Here is a 15,883-nt window from a genome sequence, read left to right as displayed (position 1 = left end):
GGAATCACAAGCCCGCCAAAACCGCTCACCCTTTTTCGGTCGGGCTCTGAGGAGCCCGCCAAAGCGGGCGTCTCGAAGGATGGACCGCAGGGAATTCGCTTCCCATATGCGATTGCCCTGCCTTGCAAGGGGAGACGGCGGATTGCGCCTGGCGATGCGGAGCATCGTCCAGTGGAATCCGGGTGAGGGGGCCGCGGCATCCAGTGAGACCAGATCCCCTCACCCGGATCGCATCTTCGATGCACTCCGACCTCTCCCTACGGGAGAGGTGAACATCGATTCAACCAAATTCATCCTGCTCTAGCCATCAGGCCTGTTTGGGATCGAGCGTGGTCGACCACAGCGCGACGTCGGCGCGGTCGCGCAGTGTCACCGTCATCTGGCCGGAGGCGCCGTCGATCTTGACGTGACCGAAGAACTGCATGCCGGCGGACGGCGGCAGATTCTGGTTGTCTTTGCCCGGTGCCTTGACGAAGCGGACTTCGGGTCCAAAGGTGTTGTCGAGCGCGTTCGGACCGAACGTGCCCGCGTGCAGCGGACCCGAGACGAACTCCCAGAACGGCTCGAAATCCTGGAATTGCGCCTTGTTCGGATCGTAATAATGCGCGGCGGCGTAGTGCACGTCCGCGGTCAGCCACACCGTGTTGCTGATCGGCGCCATCTTGATGAAGCGCAGGATGTCGGCGATCTCGAACTCGCGGCCGCGCACCGGGCCGTCGCCTTGCGCGATTGCCTCCGAGCCACCCTTTGGTGTGTCCGATACGATGAGGCTGAGCGGCATGTCGGAGGCAATCACCTTCCAGGTCGCACGCGAATTCAAAAGACCGCGCTTGAGCCAGGCAATCTGGTCGGGTCCGAGGAAGTAGCTGGCCGGACCGTACGCGGTCTCGAGATTGGCGCCGTTGGGGCCGCGATAGCTGCGCTCGTCGAGCACGAACACGTCGAGATGCGGGCCGTAGGAGATCTGGCGATAGACTCGGCCCGGCTCAATGATGCTCTCGCGCATCGGATACATCTCGTGGAAGGCGCGAGCCGCGCGTGCGGCGAGCAGCGCGATGTTGCGCTCCTTGTAGGTCGCCGGCAGCTCCTTCGAGAGCGACCAGTTGTTGGTCACTTCGTGGTCGTCCCACTGCACGAAGATCGGCACCTCGGCATTGAAGGTGCGGAGATTGTCGTCGGTCAGATTGTATTTGTGCGCGGCGCGGAACTCGTCCAGCGTCTCCGCGACCTTGGCCTTCTCCGGGATGGTCAGATTCTTCCAGATCCTGCCGTCGGTGAGCTTCACCTCGGATTGGATCGGACTGTCGGCGTAGATCGTATCGCCCGAGTGCAGGAAGAAATCCGGACGGTGCTTGCGCATCGCGGCGAAGGTGAACATGCCGCCGTCGTCGGGGTTGATGCCCCAGCCCTGGCCGGCGACGTCGCCACCCCAGACGAAGCTGACGTCGCGGCGGTCGGCGGGCGCGGTGCGGAAGCGGCCGGTCACCGGCTCGCCCTCGACCGCGCTGTGCGAGAGATCGCGGAAGCGGACGCGATAAAAGATGTCCTGTCCGCCCGGCAGGTTCTCGATCAGCATTTTTGCGGTGAAGTCGCTCTCGGGCAGCGCCGCGATCGGCGGCAGCGTGCGGGCATCCCTGAACGACTCCGTCGTCGCCACCTCGACCAGCATCTGCGCCGGTCGCTCGGTGCGCGCCCAGACCACGCCGCCGTCGACGGTGACGTCGCCCGATTGCACGCCGTGGGTGACCGGAGGCCGGTCGGCCGCGCGCGACAGGTAAGGCATCGCGACCGCGCCAAGCGCGCCGGCGCTGGTGGTGAGGAAACGGCGGCGGGAGAATTTGATGCTCATGAGATGATTTCGAACTGGGGCACAGGAAGACTCGTCATTCCGGAGCGCGCCATTAGGCGCGAGTCCGGAATCCATTCCCGTCGCGGATGCGGGACGGTGGATTCCGGGCTTGCGCGTTGCGCGCCCCGGAATGATGTGAACCTATATTGAGACAATGTGACGCAGCAATAACGCGCAGGCGCTACGCGTTGCCGGCGGCTCTGAACTGCGCGCCCGCGCGTTGCAGGTTCTGCGGTAGGCTGAACAGCACCGCCTTGCGGTCGGCAACGGCGGCGTGGAACTGGTCGAGTGCGATGTTGAACGCGGTGAGCGCAGCTTCCTCGATCGCGCCGTGATCGAAGCAGCGCAGCGTGTCGCGCAAAATCTCGTCGGCCTCGGTTTGCATCTGATCGAGTTCTTCGGTGGTCTCGCTCTTGCGCGCGGTAGCGATCATGTCGAGCAGGCGGTCGCGCAAATGGCTGTTGTTGTCGCGCTCGTCCTTCTTCAGATAGCCCGCAAACCAGGCGCCGATCGAGCCCATGGCGGAGAGCGCCATCAGGCTCCACCAGATGTAATCGCTGTATTTGTCGAGAAAGGTTCTTTCCTCGCCGTCGACGAAGGCGGCGGCGCCGGGATGCACGGGGATCACCGCATCCTTGTCGGTGTCGGGCGTCTCGATCTTCGCCGCCAGCGGGAATTCCGCCACCAGTTGCTGGCGCACGGCGAAGAGCTGGCGTGTGAACGCCGCGATGGTGGTTTCGGACACACCTTTGCGCGCCACGATGTGGTGCGCGAAGCTGATCGTTTTGACCTCTTCGTCCGGACGATCGGGTGAGCCGCCGTAAGTGCCTGCGGGAATCTCCGAGGATTCGTAGACCGGATGGTTCTGCGCGATCGCGTCGGCGGAATCGATGGCGAGGAAGGTCGGCGTGCCGCCCTCCCTGACCGATGCCGCGATCGCGTCCCCCGTGATCTTGCTGTTGACGGGACCGGCCGCAAGATAGATGTCGGCCTTCTGCGCCTTGATCGCCTCGGCAACTTCATTGGCCGGGAATTGCACGATCTCGACCTTGGCGGGATCGACGCCGTATTGCTGCAGGATCACCTTGAGCAGGTTGACATTGGCCTGGGTGCGGCCGATGACGCCGATGCGATGGCCGGCGAGCTGTGCGATCTTGGTGATCTTCGCGCCCTTCTTCTTGCCCTTGCCCGGGACGGACCACAGCACCACGACGTTCTTGCGCAGCGTCGCGACCGCCTGTGCGTTCTTCGGCACGTCGAGGTCGCCGCGCACGATGGCAAGATCGACCTTGCCTTCCGCGAGGGCATTGGCGCTGGCGGTGGCGCCGTCGGTCTGGATCGGGCGCAGCCGCACCTGGCTCTTGTTCTGCGTGAAAGCCTGGGTCAGCGCCTGCACGACCTTGACGTCATCACTGTTGGCGGGACCAACCGCGATCTTCAGCGTCACCGGCCGCATCGCGAAGTAATAACCGCCGGCGAGCGCACCGACGATCGCAAGCACAAGCGCCAGAGACACGAGCGCGGTCTTCCGCGCCGCGGATCGCGGCGAAGGCGGAGAGGGCGTTTCGGCCAGGTTCAATCCCCCGGTCATCGATCTCCCAAACAGGCGCTTGAGGCTCAGTTTCATCTTGGCCGGCGATTTACGCCGGCAATTGTAGCAAATTTCTTGTCCGGAGGGGTTACATCTCCGTCATGGTTAGCGGATGGACGAAATCCCGCATGAACCGGGCCGTTGGCACGGTGTTAGGGTAAAGTTCCCCTGAACGACGGAGGCGATCATGGCAGAGCGGCTATCGGCGGAGGCGCGCAAGCAGGCGCTGGGCGGCATAACGGGCTGGGGCGAGATTTCCGGCCGCGACGCCATCGGGAAGACCTTTGTCTTCAAGGATTTCAACCAGGCCTTCGGCTTCATGACCCGCGCGGCGCTGGTCGCCGAGAAGATGGATCACCATCCCGAATGGCGCAACGTCTACAAGACGGTGGAGGTGGTGCTGTCGACCCATGACGCCGGCGGCGTCACCGCGCGCGACATCGAGCTGGCCAAGGCGATGAACGCCATCGCCGGCTGACAGCTGGCTGACACTTGGCTGACGTCTTGCAGGCCGCAGCCTCATCCCCATCTTGTGATCAGCAGGTGATGTGGCGATCCGCCGCTTTGCCTGAACGGGGAGTTTTCGAGCATGGCTGCCGAACACAGCGTCGGCTTCGAGCCCGCCGATCGGCTCGCGCAAGACCGGGAGGGCGTTCGCCGCCGCTTCTGGCGCAAGCTGAAGCGCGTCGCCGCGCAACTGCCGTTCGCCGAAGACCTGCTCGCCGCCTATTACTGCGCCTTCGACCGGCAGACGCCGCGCCATGTTCAGGCCTCGCTGCTCGGGGCGATCGCCTATTTCATCCTGCCATTCGACTTCGTCGCTGATGTGATGCCGATCCTCGGTTTCGCCGATGACGCCGCCGTGCTCGCCACCGCCATCCGCATGGTCGCCGGCCACATCACGAACGAGCACCGCGACGCTGCCCGTGCCGCACTGAAGCGCGGTGTGGAAGAGGCGGAGGCGGCGCAATAGGTGTCTTTGCGGCATGTCGCGGCTACACACTCCGCTGTCATTCCCCGCGAAGGCGGGGAATCCAGTACGCCGCGGCCTTTAGGTTCAATCACTGCTGTTTCGGAGTACTGGATCGCCCGGTCAAAGCCGGGCGATGACGACTGTGTGTGTGGATGGCGCTTGCGACACCATTGCTCGCAGCGACAACCGCTACTTCGACCCCGCCTGCGCCCGCGCGTTCGCCGCGTCCCATGCCTGGAATTGCTTGAACAGCGCTTCCTTGTCCGCATCGGATACCTGCGCGGCCGCCGGACTCTGCTTCAGAAACGCTTCGAAGCGCTGGCGCGTCACCGGCTCGACGCCGTGCTTGTCGAGCCATTGCTGCGCCACCGGCAATCTGTTCCAGCCCGACAGCGGTGCCGCGAGCGAGACCTCCTTCCACTTGGGATGGAACGGTGGGTTCTGCAGCGACGGAAATTTCGTGAAGAACGCGTCCACGAACAACGCAAGCTTGCGATAGCGCTCGGTGTTGGGTCCCCAATTGTAAGCCGCAAGCACCGCAGGGACTGCAATGGTGTCCACGCTCTCGCCTTCCTTGATCAGGTTCGGATAGTCCTTGGCGGTCAGCGTTGCCGGCAGATAGTCGCTCTGAAGCGGCTTTGCATAGTCGACCTTTGCGAGATGGAAGCGGCCGTCATTGCCGAAGGTCGAGACCGATTTGTACGGCTTGCCGCCGACCACGATGACGGCGTCGATCTCGCCGGCCTTCAGCTTCTCCATCGCGATGCGCTGCTCGACATAGACGAATTTCGCCTTGATCCCGAGCCGCTCGAACACGGTGAGGGCCGTGACGAAGGTGCCACCGTTCGGCAAATCCACGCTCACCGTCTTGTCTTCGAGGTCTTTTAGCGTCGCGACCGATCTCGGCGCGATCACCTGCATCTCCTCATTGTAGAGCTTCGTGACGTAGGTGAACTGCTTTTTGATGTCCTTGGCAAAACCCTTGCGCTCGAGATAGTCGAGCGTGTCGGCGCGCACGATGCCGAGATCGACACCTTGCAGGAACAGGATGTCGGCGACGCTCTGCACCGAGCCGCGGCCGACGATCGGTAGCACGCGAATCTTGTTGCCGTCGTCGAGCACGGAAGCGAGGTCGGCGCCGAATTGCACATAGGTGCCGCCGATCGTGCCGGTGATCAGCGTGACCGTGTTGGCGTTCAACGCCTGCTTGGTCGAGGTCGAGCCGAACTGGAAGATGGCCTTCAGGCCGTCCGAGACCTTGGCCGGATCGTACTCGGTCTGGTCGGCGCGTGCCGCAAAGGCACAGATCGTCATGATGGCGGCAAGCGCCATTCCCAAAGCGTTACGCATGGTGTCCTCTAAAAAATTACTAGTTCTGAAGCTGGACAAGGCGCTGCCGCGCCTCCGTCGATCCGAGTGCCGCGGCCTTCTGGTACCACTCGCGCGCGGCGGTCGCGTCGGCGGCGATGCGCCGCGCGTCGCTGGTGCCCAGCACGGCCGGGTCATAGGTTTGCGCCAGCAGGAACGCCGCCGTGGCATCCTGTGCATTGGCCGCGCGTTCGAGCAGCAGGCGGGCTGCAGAAATGTCGCCAACCCCCAACAGGCTCTTCGCGCGCGTCATCAGCCCGGCCAGCGTGTCGGCGTCGAGCGACTTGGCGGGCAGAGGAGGCGCAGGCGGCGGCGCCACCGGCGCGGGCTGAGGCACAGGCGTCTGGGCTTGCAGCGCGGTCTGATAGGCGGTCGCGATCGCTTCGCGGCTCGGCGTTGACGGTGCAGGGAGATCCTGCGCGTCAGCGCTCGCTAGCCTTGCGTCGGTCACGTGCGCCGGATCGTTGCGCGGGCTCTGGGGTACGGCCAGCGCGTTGGCCGAGGCCACCACCTGCTCCAGCGCGACACCCACCGAGCCACCGGCATCGAAGATGCCGCGAAGGTCGGACTGAAACAGCGCGGCCAGAATTGCCAGGGTGGATGCCACGAGAGCCGTTGCCAGAACGCCCGCAAGAACACGCGGGACAATTCTGACCCGGGGACGCAATTCCAGCGGGGTATATTCGTCCGGGTCCGGGGCACCGAGCGGATCGGACAGGAACAGTGGTATTGGATCGTCCGGTGACAGATCGAGCCGTGCGGCGCGCGCACGGATGTAGGACGCGGTGGACGGATGTGATGCGGCTTGATCGGAATCGAATGCCCTCGATTCCCTGGACGGACGAAAGGCCGTCGTCTCCATGGTGATGCTCCCCAAGACTGACACGACGCGGGGCATACCGGTTTCAGTTTTTTTGTTGTTGTCCAGGAGCGCCCAGCAAACTGGAACCGGTAAATCGCAGTTTGAATCAGTCCAAAAAGCGACGGCGATTGGGGCGAATCGGGAAAAATTTGGGTTTGATTCGGGCGAGGTTGCGGAATGCACCGCAATTTTGCCAGCGGTGGTTGAGGAGACCTTACCAAGTGGCGGTGTGCGAGCGGAGTGCCATCAACTCAGCTGTCATGCCCAAGCGTGACCGTTGCATCCAGTACGCTGCGGCCTGTCGATCAATCGCAATCGTCTCGGAGTGCTGGATCGCCCGGCTCAAGCCGGGCGAGGACGGTTGAGTGTGTTGAAACAGCCTCGTGATGACACGGTCATCACGGATGCAGAATCACCTTCCCCATCGCCTGACGCCCTGCGAGCACCTTCAACGCGTCCGCGGTCTGGGCCAGCGGGAAGGTACGGTCGACATGCGATGAGATCTTGCCTTCCGCCGTCCACTTCACGAGCTTCTCCAGATTGGCACGGTTCTTGGCCGGGTTGAGCCGGGTCCAGGCGCCCCAGAACACGCCGCGGATGTCGCAACCCTTCAGCAGTGCGAGGTTCAGCGGCATCTTCGGAATGTCGCCGGCGGCAAAGCCGATCACGAGGAAGCGGCCTTCCCAGGCGATCGAGCGCAGCGCCTGCTCGGCATAGGCGCCGCCCACGGGATCGAAGATGATGTCGACGCCTTTGCCATCGGTGAGCTTGCGCAAGCCTTCCTTCAAATCTTCCTTGGCGTAGTTGAGCGTCAGCTCTGCGCCGTGCGCCCTGGCGAATTCGAGCTTCTCGTCCGACGAAGCGCAGGCGATCACCTTCAGGCCCATCAGCTTGCCGAGCTCGCAGGCAGCAAGGCCGGTGCCGCCGGCTGCGCCCAGCACCGCGAGCGTTTCGCCGGGCTTCGGGCTCGCGCGATCCTCCAGCGCATGCAGCGCAGTGCCGTAGATGATGATGATGCCGGCCGCGCGATCATAGTCGAGATTGTCGGGGATCTTCACGATCGATGCCGCCGGCAGTGCGATCTTCTCGCGTGCGCCGTTGTGGCCGCAGGAGGCGACGACGCGATCGCCAACCTTCAGGTCAGTGACGCCAGCGCCGATGCTCTCGATCACGCCGGCGACCTCGGCGGCCGGCGAGAACGGGAACGGCGGCTTGATCTGATACTTGCCCTGGATCATCAGGATATCGAAGAAGTTCAGCGCCGCCGCCTTGATCGCGATCACGGCTTCGCCGGGCCCTGCCACCGGATCCGGCACGTCAGCCAGAACGAGATCGTCGGGCTGGCAATATTGCGAGCAGAGGATGGCTTTCATGGCGGCACCTGGGGCGTTTCGAGTGGAATTATAATTGGCCCGGTTTTGCCGGATTTGGGCGCGGGCGACAATCCGGATTCTTTGCCAAAGCGACGCGCCGGCCTATCCTCACGTCATTGCGAGCGCAGCGAAGCAATCCAGAGTCCGTGCGGCGGAAATAGTCTGGATTGTTTCGCGGCGCTCGCAATGACGGAGCGAGAAGGAAAGAGGATTCAAACGATGTTTGAAACAAGCCTGCTCAAGAACAAGCGCATCCTCGTCACCGGCGGCGGCTCGGGCCTCGGCGCTGCGATGGGCCGTCGCTTCCTCGCGCTCGGCGCCGAGCTCGTGATTTGCGGTCGCAAGCTCGATCGGCTCGAGGCGACGGCGAGTGAGATGCGCGCACAGACCGGCGGCAAGGTTACGACCATCGCCTGCGATATCCGCGAGGGTGCCGCCGTCGACAATATGATGGACACCATCTGGCGCGAGGCGCCGCTCGATATCCTCGTCAACAACGCCGCCGCGACCTTCATCGCGCAGAGCGAGCATCTCTCCTTCCGCGCGGCGGACGCGATCCTCGCGCCCACGCTGCACGGCGCGATGTATTGCACGCTCGCCGCCGGCAGGCGCTGGATCGAGAGCAAGCATGGCGGCGTCGTGCTCTCGATCCTCTCGACCTCCACCATCACCGGCCGCGCCTTCACCGTGCCGTCGGCGATGGCGAAGTCGGCGGTGCTGGCGATGACCAAAAGTCTCGCCGTGGAATGGGGCCCGAAGGGCATCCGCACCGTCGCCATCGCGCCCGGACCGTTCCCGACCGCCGGCGCATCGGGGCAGCTCCGCCCCGAGGGCCGCGACGAAGGCTGGACCGCGCGCAACCCCCTCGGCCGCACCGGCGAGCACGGCGAACTTGCCGATCTCGCCAGCTTCCTGGTCTCGGACCGTGCCGGCTACATCAACGGCGAGATGGTGGTGATCGACGGCGGCGCGCATTTGCGCAGTTCCGGCGCCGAGGACCTGCTCGGCTGGAGCGAGGCGCAATGGGCCGCCCAACGCGCCGCGCGATCCAGGGCCTAGTGCTGACAAACCCGCTAACTACCTTCCCAAATTGGACTTTCCCGGTTATCCCTGCCCGGGGACAAAACGCGGCCGAGCCATCTTCCAGTCACAATATTGAGGGAACCACTCCAGCATGTGGCGGGTGCTATCTTTCGTTTTGATGATCGGCATGATGACGTGCGGGATCGCCAATCTCGCGCGGGCGCAGACGGCGCAACCGGCGCCGAAGGCGACACCGAAGCCGGCCGCGCCGGCGGCCAGTACGACCGCCAATACCCACGCAAAGACGGCTGCAAAGCCCGAGAGCAAACCCGCCGCCCCGACCGCAGCGGTTACTGGCGGCGCGGAGCCGACCCTGATCGGCCAGTTCGGCACCTGGGGCGCCTATTCGGCGACGCCCAACGGTAAGAAGGTCTGCTTCGCGCTGGCCAAGCCCTCGTCGTCGAAGACCAACCCGCCGAACCGGCCGCGCGATCCCGCCTATGCGTTCGTGTCGACCCGGCCGGCGGAGAAGGTCAATAATGAAGTCTCGGTCATGATCGGCTATGCGCTGAAACCAGGCTCGGAATCGACGGTCGAGGTCGGCGGCGCTGCTTTCGCCATGTATACGCAGGGCGACGGCCTCTGGATCAAGAATGCGGCCGAGGAGGAGCGGATGGTCGAAGCCATGCGCAAATCCGCCGATCTCGTGGTCAAGGGCGTCTCGGCCAAAGGCACCGAGACCACCGACACGTTTTCGCTGAAGGGTCTCGCCCAGGCGCTCGATAAGATCGCCCAGGACTGCAGGCGGTAAGGCTGCGGGCGATAAGGTCGCAATCGGCTGTTCCGGTTGCTATATAGGGGTTATCCCAAAGGTGCTGCCGCCATGGCCGGGCTTGTCCCGGCCATCCACGCGCTGGCTCCGGGCGGGAAAGAACGTGGATGCCCGGGACAAGCCCGGCCATGACGAGACAGCAGCAATCTCAGGCAACCGATGACCGAGCCGCACAACGCAACATTGGTGGAGAAGACTCCGCTCGAAACCTATGTGCCGCCGGCAAAACCGTCGCTGATCGGCCTGTCGCGCACCGAGCTTGCCGATCGCCTCGGCGAGATCGGCGTCGCGCCGGCACAGCGCAAGATGCGCGTGCAGCAGCTGTGGCACTGGCTCTATTTTCGCGGCGCCCAGAGCTTTGACGAGATGACCTCGATCTCGAAAGGCATTCGCGCCGAGCTCGCGCAGCATTTCACCGTCGACCGCCCCGAGGTCGTGGCCGAACAGATCTCCAACGACGGCACGCGCAAATGGCTGCTGCGGCTGCCGAGCGGCGACAATGTCGAGAAGGCGCACGAGGTCGAGTGCGTCTACATCCCCGAAACCGATCGCGGCACGCTCTGCGTCTCCTCGCAGGTCGGCTGCACGCTGAACTGCGCCTTCTGCCACACCGGCACGCAGCGTCTGGTCCGCAATCTCACCGCCGGCGAGATCGTGGGACAGGTGATGGTCGCGCGGGATCGCCTGAATGATTGGGCCGATCGCGAGGACGGGACGCGACGCGTCACCAACATCGTGATGATGGGCATGGGCGAGCCGCTCTACAATTTCGACGCGGTGCGCGATGCGCTGCTGATCGTCGGCGACAACGAAGGCATCGGCATCTCCCGCCGCCGCATCACGCTGTCGACCTCGGGCGTGGTGCCGAACATCGTGCGCGCCGGCGAGGAGATCGGCGTGATGCTGGCGATCTCGCTGCACGCGGTGCGCGACGAGCTGCGCAACGAGCTCGTGCCGCTCAACCGCAAATATCCGATCAAGGAGCTGCTGCAGGCCTGCCGCGACTATCCCGGCGCCTCGAACGCGCGCCGCATCACCTTCGAATATGTGATGCTCAAGGGCGTCAACGATTCGCTCGACGACGCGAAGCTGCTGGTGAAGATGCTCAAGGGCATTCCCGCCAAGATCAACCTGATCCCGTTCAATCCCTGGCCCGGCACGGCCTATGAGTGCTCGGATTGGGATCAGATCGAAAAATTCTCCGAATACATCTTCAATGCCGGCTATTCCTCGCCGGTGCGCACCCCGCGCGGCCGCGACATTCTCGCCGCCTGCGGCCAGCTCAAGTCGGAGACCGAAAAGCTCTCGGCCAGGGAACGCCAGGCGCTGCGCGCCATGGCGATGACGGACTAGCGGATCATGCTCGCGCTCTCGCATCCTCGTCATTGCGAGGAGCGCAGCGACGAAGCAATCCAGACTGTCTCCGCGGACGCATCTCTGGATTGTTTCGCTTCGCTCGCAATGACGGTCACGATGGCTTTGGCGTCATGTCCCTGATCGGCCGCCTCGTCGTTATTTTCATCGGCTTCCTCGCCGCCTGTTTCGTTGGCGGCATGATCGTCGTCGTCGCGCTGCTGTTTCCGGAATTCGCCGATCTCGGCGCCGGTCCCGTCGATCAGGGCACGATCGACATCCTGCTCGGCTTCGGCTTCATCTTCGTCTCGGGCTTTGCCTTGGTGCCGGCGGCGGTGATCGTCGCGATCACCGAAGCGCTCTACATCCGCAGCGCGCTCGCTTACGCCGTCGGCGGCGGCCTCGTCGGACTCGCCTGCTATCTCGGCCTCGTTCCCTTTCATGCCGACACGTTGCAGTTCGAGGGCATCGTGCGGCGGCATCTGGAGATCATGACCGGCGCCGGCATCGTCGCCGGCGTGGTCTACTGGTTGATCGCCGGCCGCAACGCCGGCGCCTGGCGCGATCCGCCGCCCCCGCGCCGGCCGCCCCCGCCGCTGCCGTCGAATTCAAGGCCTGGTGCGCGGTAGCGAATGGGTTGCCCTGCTGAGAGGCGACGGAAAGCGCCGCACACTCGGTGTCGTCCCGGCGTAGGCCGGGACCCATACCGCGAGGTCCATCCATGGAGGCTCGGTAGCGGTACCGGGCGACGAGTCTTCGCCAAACTTCTCCCTGTGGTTATGGGTCCCGGCCTTCGCCGGGACGACACCGTGGAGGCATAGCGCTCGGACAAAATCGTGCTCGCTTGCGGCGCCGACTCCGGGGTTTTCATCCTCGCCCCACTCCGCTAAACCGCGCGCCATGAACCGGACTGGACTCTTCATCGCCCTGGCGCTGTGGCTCGTGATCGGCCTCGTCTTCGGCCTCTATCCCGAGCTCGATCTCAAGCTCGCCTCGCTGTTCTTCGATCCCCAGACCAAGACGTTCCCGCTCAAGCTGAACGGCTGGGCCAGCTTCGCGCGTGACGCGGCGATGTGGGTCGCCTGGGCCTTCGCATTGCCGTCGCTCGTCGCGCTCGTGGTCAAGATGGTCCGGCCCGACCGGCCGCTGATGGTGTCGGGGCGCGCGATCATTTTCCTGCTGGTGACGCTGACCATGTCGGCCGGCATTCTGACCAACCTGACCTTCAAGACTTATTGGGGACGCCCGCGTCCGGTGGTGGTGACGGAATTTGCCGGCGACCAGCAGTTCGTGCCGTGGTGGGATCCGCGCGGCGGCTGCGTGCGCAACTGCTCGTTCTTCTCGGGCGAGGGCGCGACCGCGTTCTGGACGCTGGCGCCGGCCGCGCTGGCCCCGCCGGCCTGGCGGCCGCTCGCCTATGCCGGAGCGGTTATCTTCGGCGCTGTGACCAGCGGGCTGCGTATGGCCTTCGGCGGGCATTTCTTCACCGATGTGGCGATTGCCGGCCTCGTCAGTTTCGTGGTGATCTGGTTTGCCTACGCGCTGATTTACCGCTGGCCGCGGACGCGGTTTTCGGACGAGGCGGTCGACGCCGCGCTGACCCGGCTGAACTGGCCCGCCTACCAGCTCCGCCAGCGCCTGTTCGGCCGCAAGACGGGTCCCGAGCCGTCGATTTGAGCCATTAAATGGGTGCCGAGGCGTGCGAAATTTGATATTCGCGCGGTCAAACCCGCCCTGACATCAGCCCCTTGTGACCCGATTGGAAGCGCCATGACCACGATCCTGAAAAGCCTGCCCAAGGGAGAGAAAGTCGGCATCGCTTTTTCGGGCGGGCTCGACACCAGCGCGGCGCTGCTCTGGATGAAGCAGAAGGGCGCGCGCTGCTACGCCTACACCGCCAATCTCGGCCAGCCGGATGAAGCCGACTACAACGAGATCCCGCGCAAGGCGCAGGAATTCGGTGCCGAGAAGGCCCGGCTCGTCGATTGCCGCACGCAGCTCGTCCACGAAGGCATCGCCGCGATCCAGTCGGGCGCCTTCCACATCTCCACCGGCGGCATCACCTACTTCAACACCACCCCGCTCGGGCGCGCCGTCACCGGCACGATGCTGGTCGCGGCGATGAAGGAAGACGGCGTCAACATCTGGGGCGACGGCTCGACCTTCAAGGGCAACGACATCGAGCGCTTCTACCGCTACGGCCTGCTCACCAATCCCGGCCTGAAGATCTACAAGCCCTGGCTCGACCAGCAGTTCATCGACGAGCTCGGCGGCCGCGCCGAGATGTCGGCGTTCATGACGGCGCAAGGCTTCGCCTACAAGATGAGCGCCGAGAAGGCGTATTCGACCGACAGCAATCTGCTCGGCGCCACGCACGAAGCCAAGGATCTCGAGAGCCTCGACAGCGGCATCAAGATCGTCAACCCGATCATGGGCGTGCCGTTCTGGCGCGACGACTGTGCCGTCAAGGCCGAGAAAGTCGTGGTGCGTTTCGAGGAAGGCCAGCCGGTTGCGCTCAACGGCCAGACCTTCTCTGATCCCGTCGCGCTGTTCCTCGAAGCCAATGCGATCGGCGGACGCCACGGCCTCGGCATGAGCGATCAGATCGAGAACCGCATCATCGAGGCCAAGAGCCGCGGCATCTATGAAGCGCCCGGCATGGCGCTGCTGCACATCGCCTATGAGCGCCTCGTCACCGGCATCCACAACGAGGACACCATCGAGCAGTACCGCATCAGCGGCATGCGTCTCGGCCGTTTGCTGTATCAGGGCCGCTGGTTCGACTCGCAGGCCCTGATGCTGCGCGAGACCGCGCAGCGCTGGGTCGCGCGCGCCGTCACCGGTGAGGTCACGCTGGAGCTGCGCCGCGGCAACGACTATTCGATTTTGAACACGGAAAGCCCCAACCTCACCTATGCGCCGGAGCGGCTCAGCATGGAGAAGGTCGAGGACGCCGCCTTCACGCCGGCCGACCGCATCGGCCAGCTCACCATGCGCAATCTCGACATCGCCGACACGCGCACCAAGCTGAAGCTCTACAGCGACACCGGCCTGCTCTCGGGCAGCGAAGGCTCGCAGATCTTCCGGCTGGAGAGCGACAAGGGTTGACGCCGTAGGGTGGGCAAAGCGAAGCGTGCCCACCATCGTCCCACAATTGCCGTGGTGGTGGGCACGGCGCTAGTGCGCCTTTGCCCACCCTACGAGTTCGCGCCGTGCCGCAACCTCGCGCGCATTACTCAAAACAAAAATGGCCGGGATCGCTCCCGGCCATTTGCGTTTGTGGTCCCGTCTCAGCGCGGCGGCGCGGTGCCGGGCGGGGGCGGCGGCAGCGAGGCCTGGTCGCCGTTGAGCAGCGGCGTGATGCGGCGGATGGTGACGCGCCGGTTGATCCGGCTCGGCCCTTGCGTCTGCTCCTTCAGATACTGTTCGCCGTAGCCCTGCGATGTCAGGTTCTCCGCGGGTACATTGAACTGCTGCGTCAGCAATTCGGCCGCAGACTGCGCACGGCGGTCCGACAGCGACAGATTGTCGACGTCGTTGCCGACCGCGTCGGTATGTCCCTCAATCAGGAACACCTCGCGCGGGTTGCGCTGGATCGCCTGGTTGAGGCCATCGGCGATCACCTGCAGCCGGGCCGCCTGGTCCGGCGGGATGGTCCACGATCCCGTCTCGAAGTTGATCGTGTTGACGTCGATGCTCGGCATCTGCATGCGAACATTGGGGCTGTAGCGGATCTCGTCGAGCGAGTAACGCCGTTCGATCCGCTGCACCGGCGGTGCCTGCATGGTCGCGTAGATCACGTCCGGCGACGCCTCCTCGGCATCGACGATGTAGCGATCATAGGGAATGTTCACGACCGGCGGCGGCACGTCGACATAGAAGCCGCCGACCGCGCGCGGATCGCGGTAGCTGTTGTCGATGATGACGATCTCGCGCCCGCCGGGGTCCCTGCGGATTCGCCGCAGCAGCGAACCGTCTGCACCGACCACAGTGATCACCTCGCTGCCATCGGGACGGACCACGACAGTGCGGGTCTCGCCGCCGACAGTGTCGGTGCGGATGTCGCGGGCGCCGTAGCGGAAGCGATAGAGATCGTTGCCGCGGACATAGGCCTGCCCACCCGGATCGCGGATGATGATGCGGTCCGGTTCGGTGTAGACGGTGCGGCCGCCTTCGACGACCTCGCGCCGCTGGTTGTGGAGGTCGGCGATGGTGGCGCCGATCACGGCGCCGGCCACCACGCCCGCGCCGACCGCGAGCGGCGTCAGGTCACGCTGCGGCGGACGTGGCGGTGGCGGCAAGGGTGCTGCGACCGTCGGCGCGGCCCGGAAGGCCGGCGCAACCGTAGGCGGAGCGTACTGCGCCCGGTTCGGCGGCGGCGCTGCGGCCGGCGTGCCGGGCACGACGGTCGGTGCTGCTGCGCCGGCTGGAGCCGGAGGCCGAGGTGGGAGGCCACCGGCCTGGGGCGGCGCAGCCGGAGTTCCGGCAGCGGGCGCGCCCGCAGGCGGCGTCCCACCCCGAGGGCCAGGGGTCGGCGTCGCGCCCGGGGTTGCGCCGGGAGCAGGCGTCGGTGCTGCACCGGGACGTCCGGGCGGCGGCGTCGGCGTGCCGCCACCTGGTGCCGGCGTGGCCGTTGGAGCCGGCGACGGTGATCCTCCA

At 65.0% G+C, this 15,883-nt stretch carries 14 protein-coding genes; 8 read left to right on the top strand and 6 right to left on the bottom strand.

Going from position 1 to position 15,883, the window contains the following annotated elements; all coding sequences use genetic code 11:
* Window positions 1-307 precede the first annotated feature (307 nt).
* A complete protein-coding gene (locus AAE027_RS39160; protein ID WP_370991123.1) occupies window positions 308-1,849 on the bottom strand; it encodes an alkaline phosphatase D family protein in 1,542 nt (513 codons plus the stop codon).
* Window positions 1,850-2,030: 181 nt separating this feature from the next.
* Window positions 2,031-3,476, bottom strand: coding sequence for a TAXI family TRAP transporter solute-binding subunit (locus tag AAE027_RS39155; RefSeq protein WP_370991122.1), 1,446 nt, complete (start codon window positions 3,474-3,476; stop codon window positions 2,031-2,033).
* Window positions 3,477-3,627: 151 nt separating this feature from the next.
* On the opposite strand from AAE027_RS39155, the gene AAE027_RS39150 reads away from it, so the two are divergent.
* A complete protein-coding gene (locus tag AAE027_RS39150) occupies window positions 3,628-3,918 on the top strand; it encodes a 4a-hydroxytetrahydrobiopterin dehydratase (protein ID WP_370991121.1) in 291 nt (96 codons plus the stop codon).
* 111 nt (window positions 3,919-4,029) lie between these two features.
* Window positions 4,030-4,413 carry a YkvA family protein gene (locus AAE027_RS39145; RefSeq protein ID WP_370991120.1) on the top strand — a complete coding sequence of 128 codons (384 nt, stop codon included), beginning with the start codon at window positions 4,030-4,032 and terminating at the stop codon, window positions 4,411-4,413.
* A 189-nt stretch (window positions 4,414-4,602) separates the two neighbouring features.
* Here the strand turns inward: AAE027_RS39145 and AAE027_RS39140 are convergent, their stop codons facing one another.
* From AAE027_RS39140 to AAE027_RS39130, 3 genes are all read right to left on the bottom strand, one after another.
* On the bottom strand, window positions 4,603-5,763 hold the full coding sequence (locus AAE027_RS39140; RefSeq protein WP_370991119.1) for a TAXI family TRAP transporter solute-binding subunit: 1,161 nt from the start codon (window positions 5,761-5,763) through the stop codon (window positions 4,603-4,605).
* Between the two features lie 19 nt (window positions 5,764-5,782).
* Window positions 5,783-6,643, bottom strand: coding sequence for a hypothetical protein (locus AAE027_RS39135; RefSeq protein ID WP_370991118.1), 861 nt, complete (start codon window positions 6,641-6,643; stop codon window positions 5,783-5,785).
* Window positions 6,644-7,041: 398 nt separating this feature from the next.
* Window positions 7,042-8,016, bottom strand: coding sequence for an NADPH:quinone oxidoreductase family protein (locus tag AAE027_RS39130; RefSeq protein ID WP_091882886.1), 975 nt, complete (start codon window positions 8,014-8,016; stop codon window positions 7,042-7,044).
* Between the two features lie 219 nt (window positions 8,017-8,235).
* Here AAE027_RS39130 and AAE027_RS39125 point away from each other — a divergent pair, with 219 nt between their 5' ends.
* The 6 genes from AAE027_RS39125 to argG all read left to right on the top strand — a co-directional run bounded on the left by AAE027_RS39125 (window position 8,236) and on the right by argG (window position 14,332).
* A complete protein-coding gene (locus AAE027_RS39125) occupies window positions 8,236-9,075 on the top strand; it encodes an SDR family oxidoreductase (RefSeq protein ID WP_370991117.1) in 840 nt (279 codons plus the stop codon).
* A 115-nt stretch (window positions 9,076-9,190) separates the two neighbouring features.
* Window positions 9,191-9,850 (top strand): invasion associated locus B family protein, encoded by a 660-nt coding sequence (locus AAE027_RS39120; protein WP_370991116.1) that lies wholly within the window; start codon window positions 9,191-9,193, stop codon window positions 9,848-9,850.
* 180 nt (window positions 9,851-10,030) lie between these two features.
* Window positions 10,031-11,224 carry a dual-specificity RNA methyltransferase RlmN gene (gene rlmN / locus AAE027_RS39115; protein WP_370991115.1) on the top strand — a complete coding sequence of 398 codons (1,194 nt, stop codon included), beginning with the start codon at window positions 10,031-10,033 and terminating at the stop codon, window positions 11,222-11,224.
* A 134-nt stretch (window positions 11,225-11,358) separates the two neighbouring features.
* Window positions 11,359-11,853 (top strand): hypothetical protein, encoded by a 495-nt coding sequence (locus AAE027_RS39110; protein ID WP_370991114.1) that lies wholly within the window; start codon window positions 11,359-11,361, stop codon window positions 11,851-11,853.
* A gap of 271 nt (window positions 11,854-12,124) precedes the next feature.
* Entirely contained in the window at window positions 12,125-12,901 is a 777-nt protein-coding gene (locus tag AAE027_RS39105) for a phosphatase PAP2 family protein (RefSeq protein WP_370991113.1), read from the top strand.
* A gap of 93 nt (window positions 12,902-12,994) precedes the next feature.
* Window positions 12,995-14,332 carry an argininosuccinate synthase gene (gene argG, locus AAE027_RS39100; protein ID WP_091882904.1) on the top strand — a complete coding sequence of 446 codons (1,338 nt, stop codon included), beginning with the start codon at window positions 12,995-12,997 and terminating at the stop codon, window positions 14,330-14,332.
* Between the two features lie 182 nt (window positions 14,333-14,514).
* Here argG and AAE027_RS39095 read toward each other — a convergent pair.
* The coding region (locus tag AAE027_RS39095; protein ID WP_479714270.1) for an OmpA family protein at window positions 14,515-15,883 on the bottom strand (1,369 nt) is incomplete at its 5' end.

Source organism: Bradyrhizobium sp. DN3 (genome assembly GCF_041357655.1).
Taxonomy (GTDB): domain Bacteria; phylum Pseudomonadota; class Alphaproteobacteria; order Rhizobiales; family Xanthobacteraceae; genus Bradyrhizobium.
Note: the sequence above shows the minus strand (reverse complement) of the source record. Positions and strands in the feature narration are given on the sequence as shown.

Coding starts and splice junctions, on each gene's coding strand:
- AAE027_RS39135 (WP_370991118.1), bottom strand. CDS start 6,643: ATGGAGACGACGGCCTTTCGTCCGTCCAGGGAATCGAGGGCATTCGAT.
- AAE027_RS39160 (WP_370991123.1), bottom strand. CDS start 1,849: ATGAGCATCAAATTCTCCCGCCGCCGTTTCCTCACCACCAGCGCCGGC.
- argG (WP_091882904.1), top strand. CDS start 12,995: ATGACCACGATCCTGAAAAGCCTGCCCAAGGGAGAGAAAGTCGGCATC.
- AAE027_RS39130 (WP_091882886.1), bottom strand. CDS start 8,016: ATGAAAGCCATCCTCTGCTCGCAATATTGCCAGCCCGACGATCTCGTT.
- AAE027_RS39155 (WP_370991122.1), bottom strand. CDS start 3,476: ATGAAACTGAGCCTCAAGCGCCTGTTTGGGAGATCGATGACCGGGGGA.
- AAE027_RS39145 (WP_370991120.1), top strand. CDS start 4,030: ATGGCTGCCGAACACAGCGTCGGCTTCGAGCCCGCCGATCGGCTCGCG.
- AAE027_RS39105 (WP_370991113.1), top strand. CDS start 12,125: ATGAACCGGACTGGACTCTTCATCGCCCTGGCGCTGTGGCTCGTGATC.
- AAE027_RS39120 (WP_370991116.1), top strand. CDS start 9,191: ATGTGGCGGGTGCTATCTTTCGTTTTGATGATCGGCATGATGACGTGC.
- rlmN (WP_370991115.1), top strand. CDS start 10,031: ATGACCGAGCCGCACAACGCAACATTGGTGGAGAAGACTCCGCTCGAA.
- AAE027_RS39150 (WP_370991121.1), top strand. CDS start 3,628: ATGGCAGAGCGGCTATCGGCGGAGGCGCGCAAGCAGGCGCTGGGCGGC.
- AAE027_RS39125 (WP_370991117.1), top strand. CDS start 8,236: ATGTTTGAAACAAGCCTGCTCAAGAACAAGCGCATCCTCGTCACCGGC.
- AAE027_RS39110 (WP_370991114.1), top strand. CDS start 11,359: ATGTCCCTGATCGGCCGCCTCGTCGTTATTTTCATCGGCTTCCTCGCC.
- AAE027_RS39140 (WP_370991119.1), bottom strand. CDS start 5,763: ATGCGTAACGCTTTGGGAATGGCGCTTGCCGCCATCATGACGATCTGT.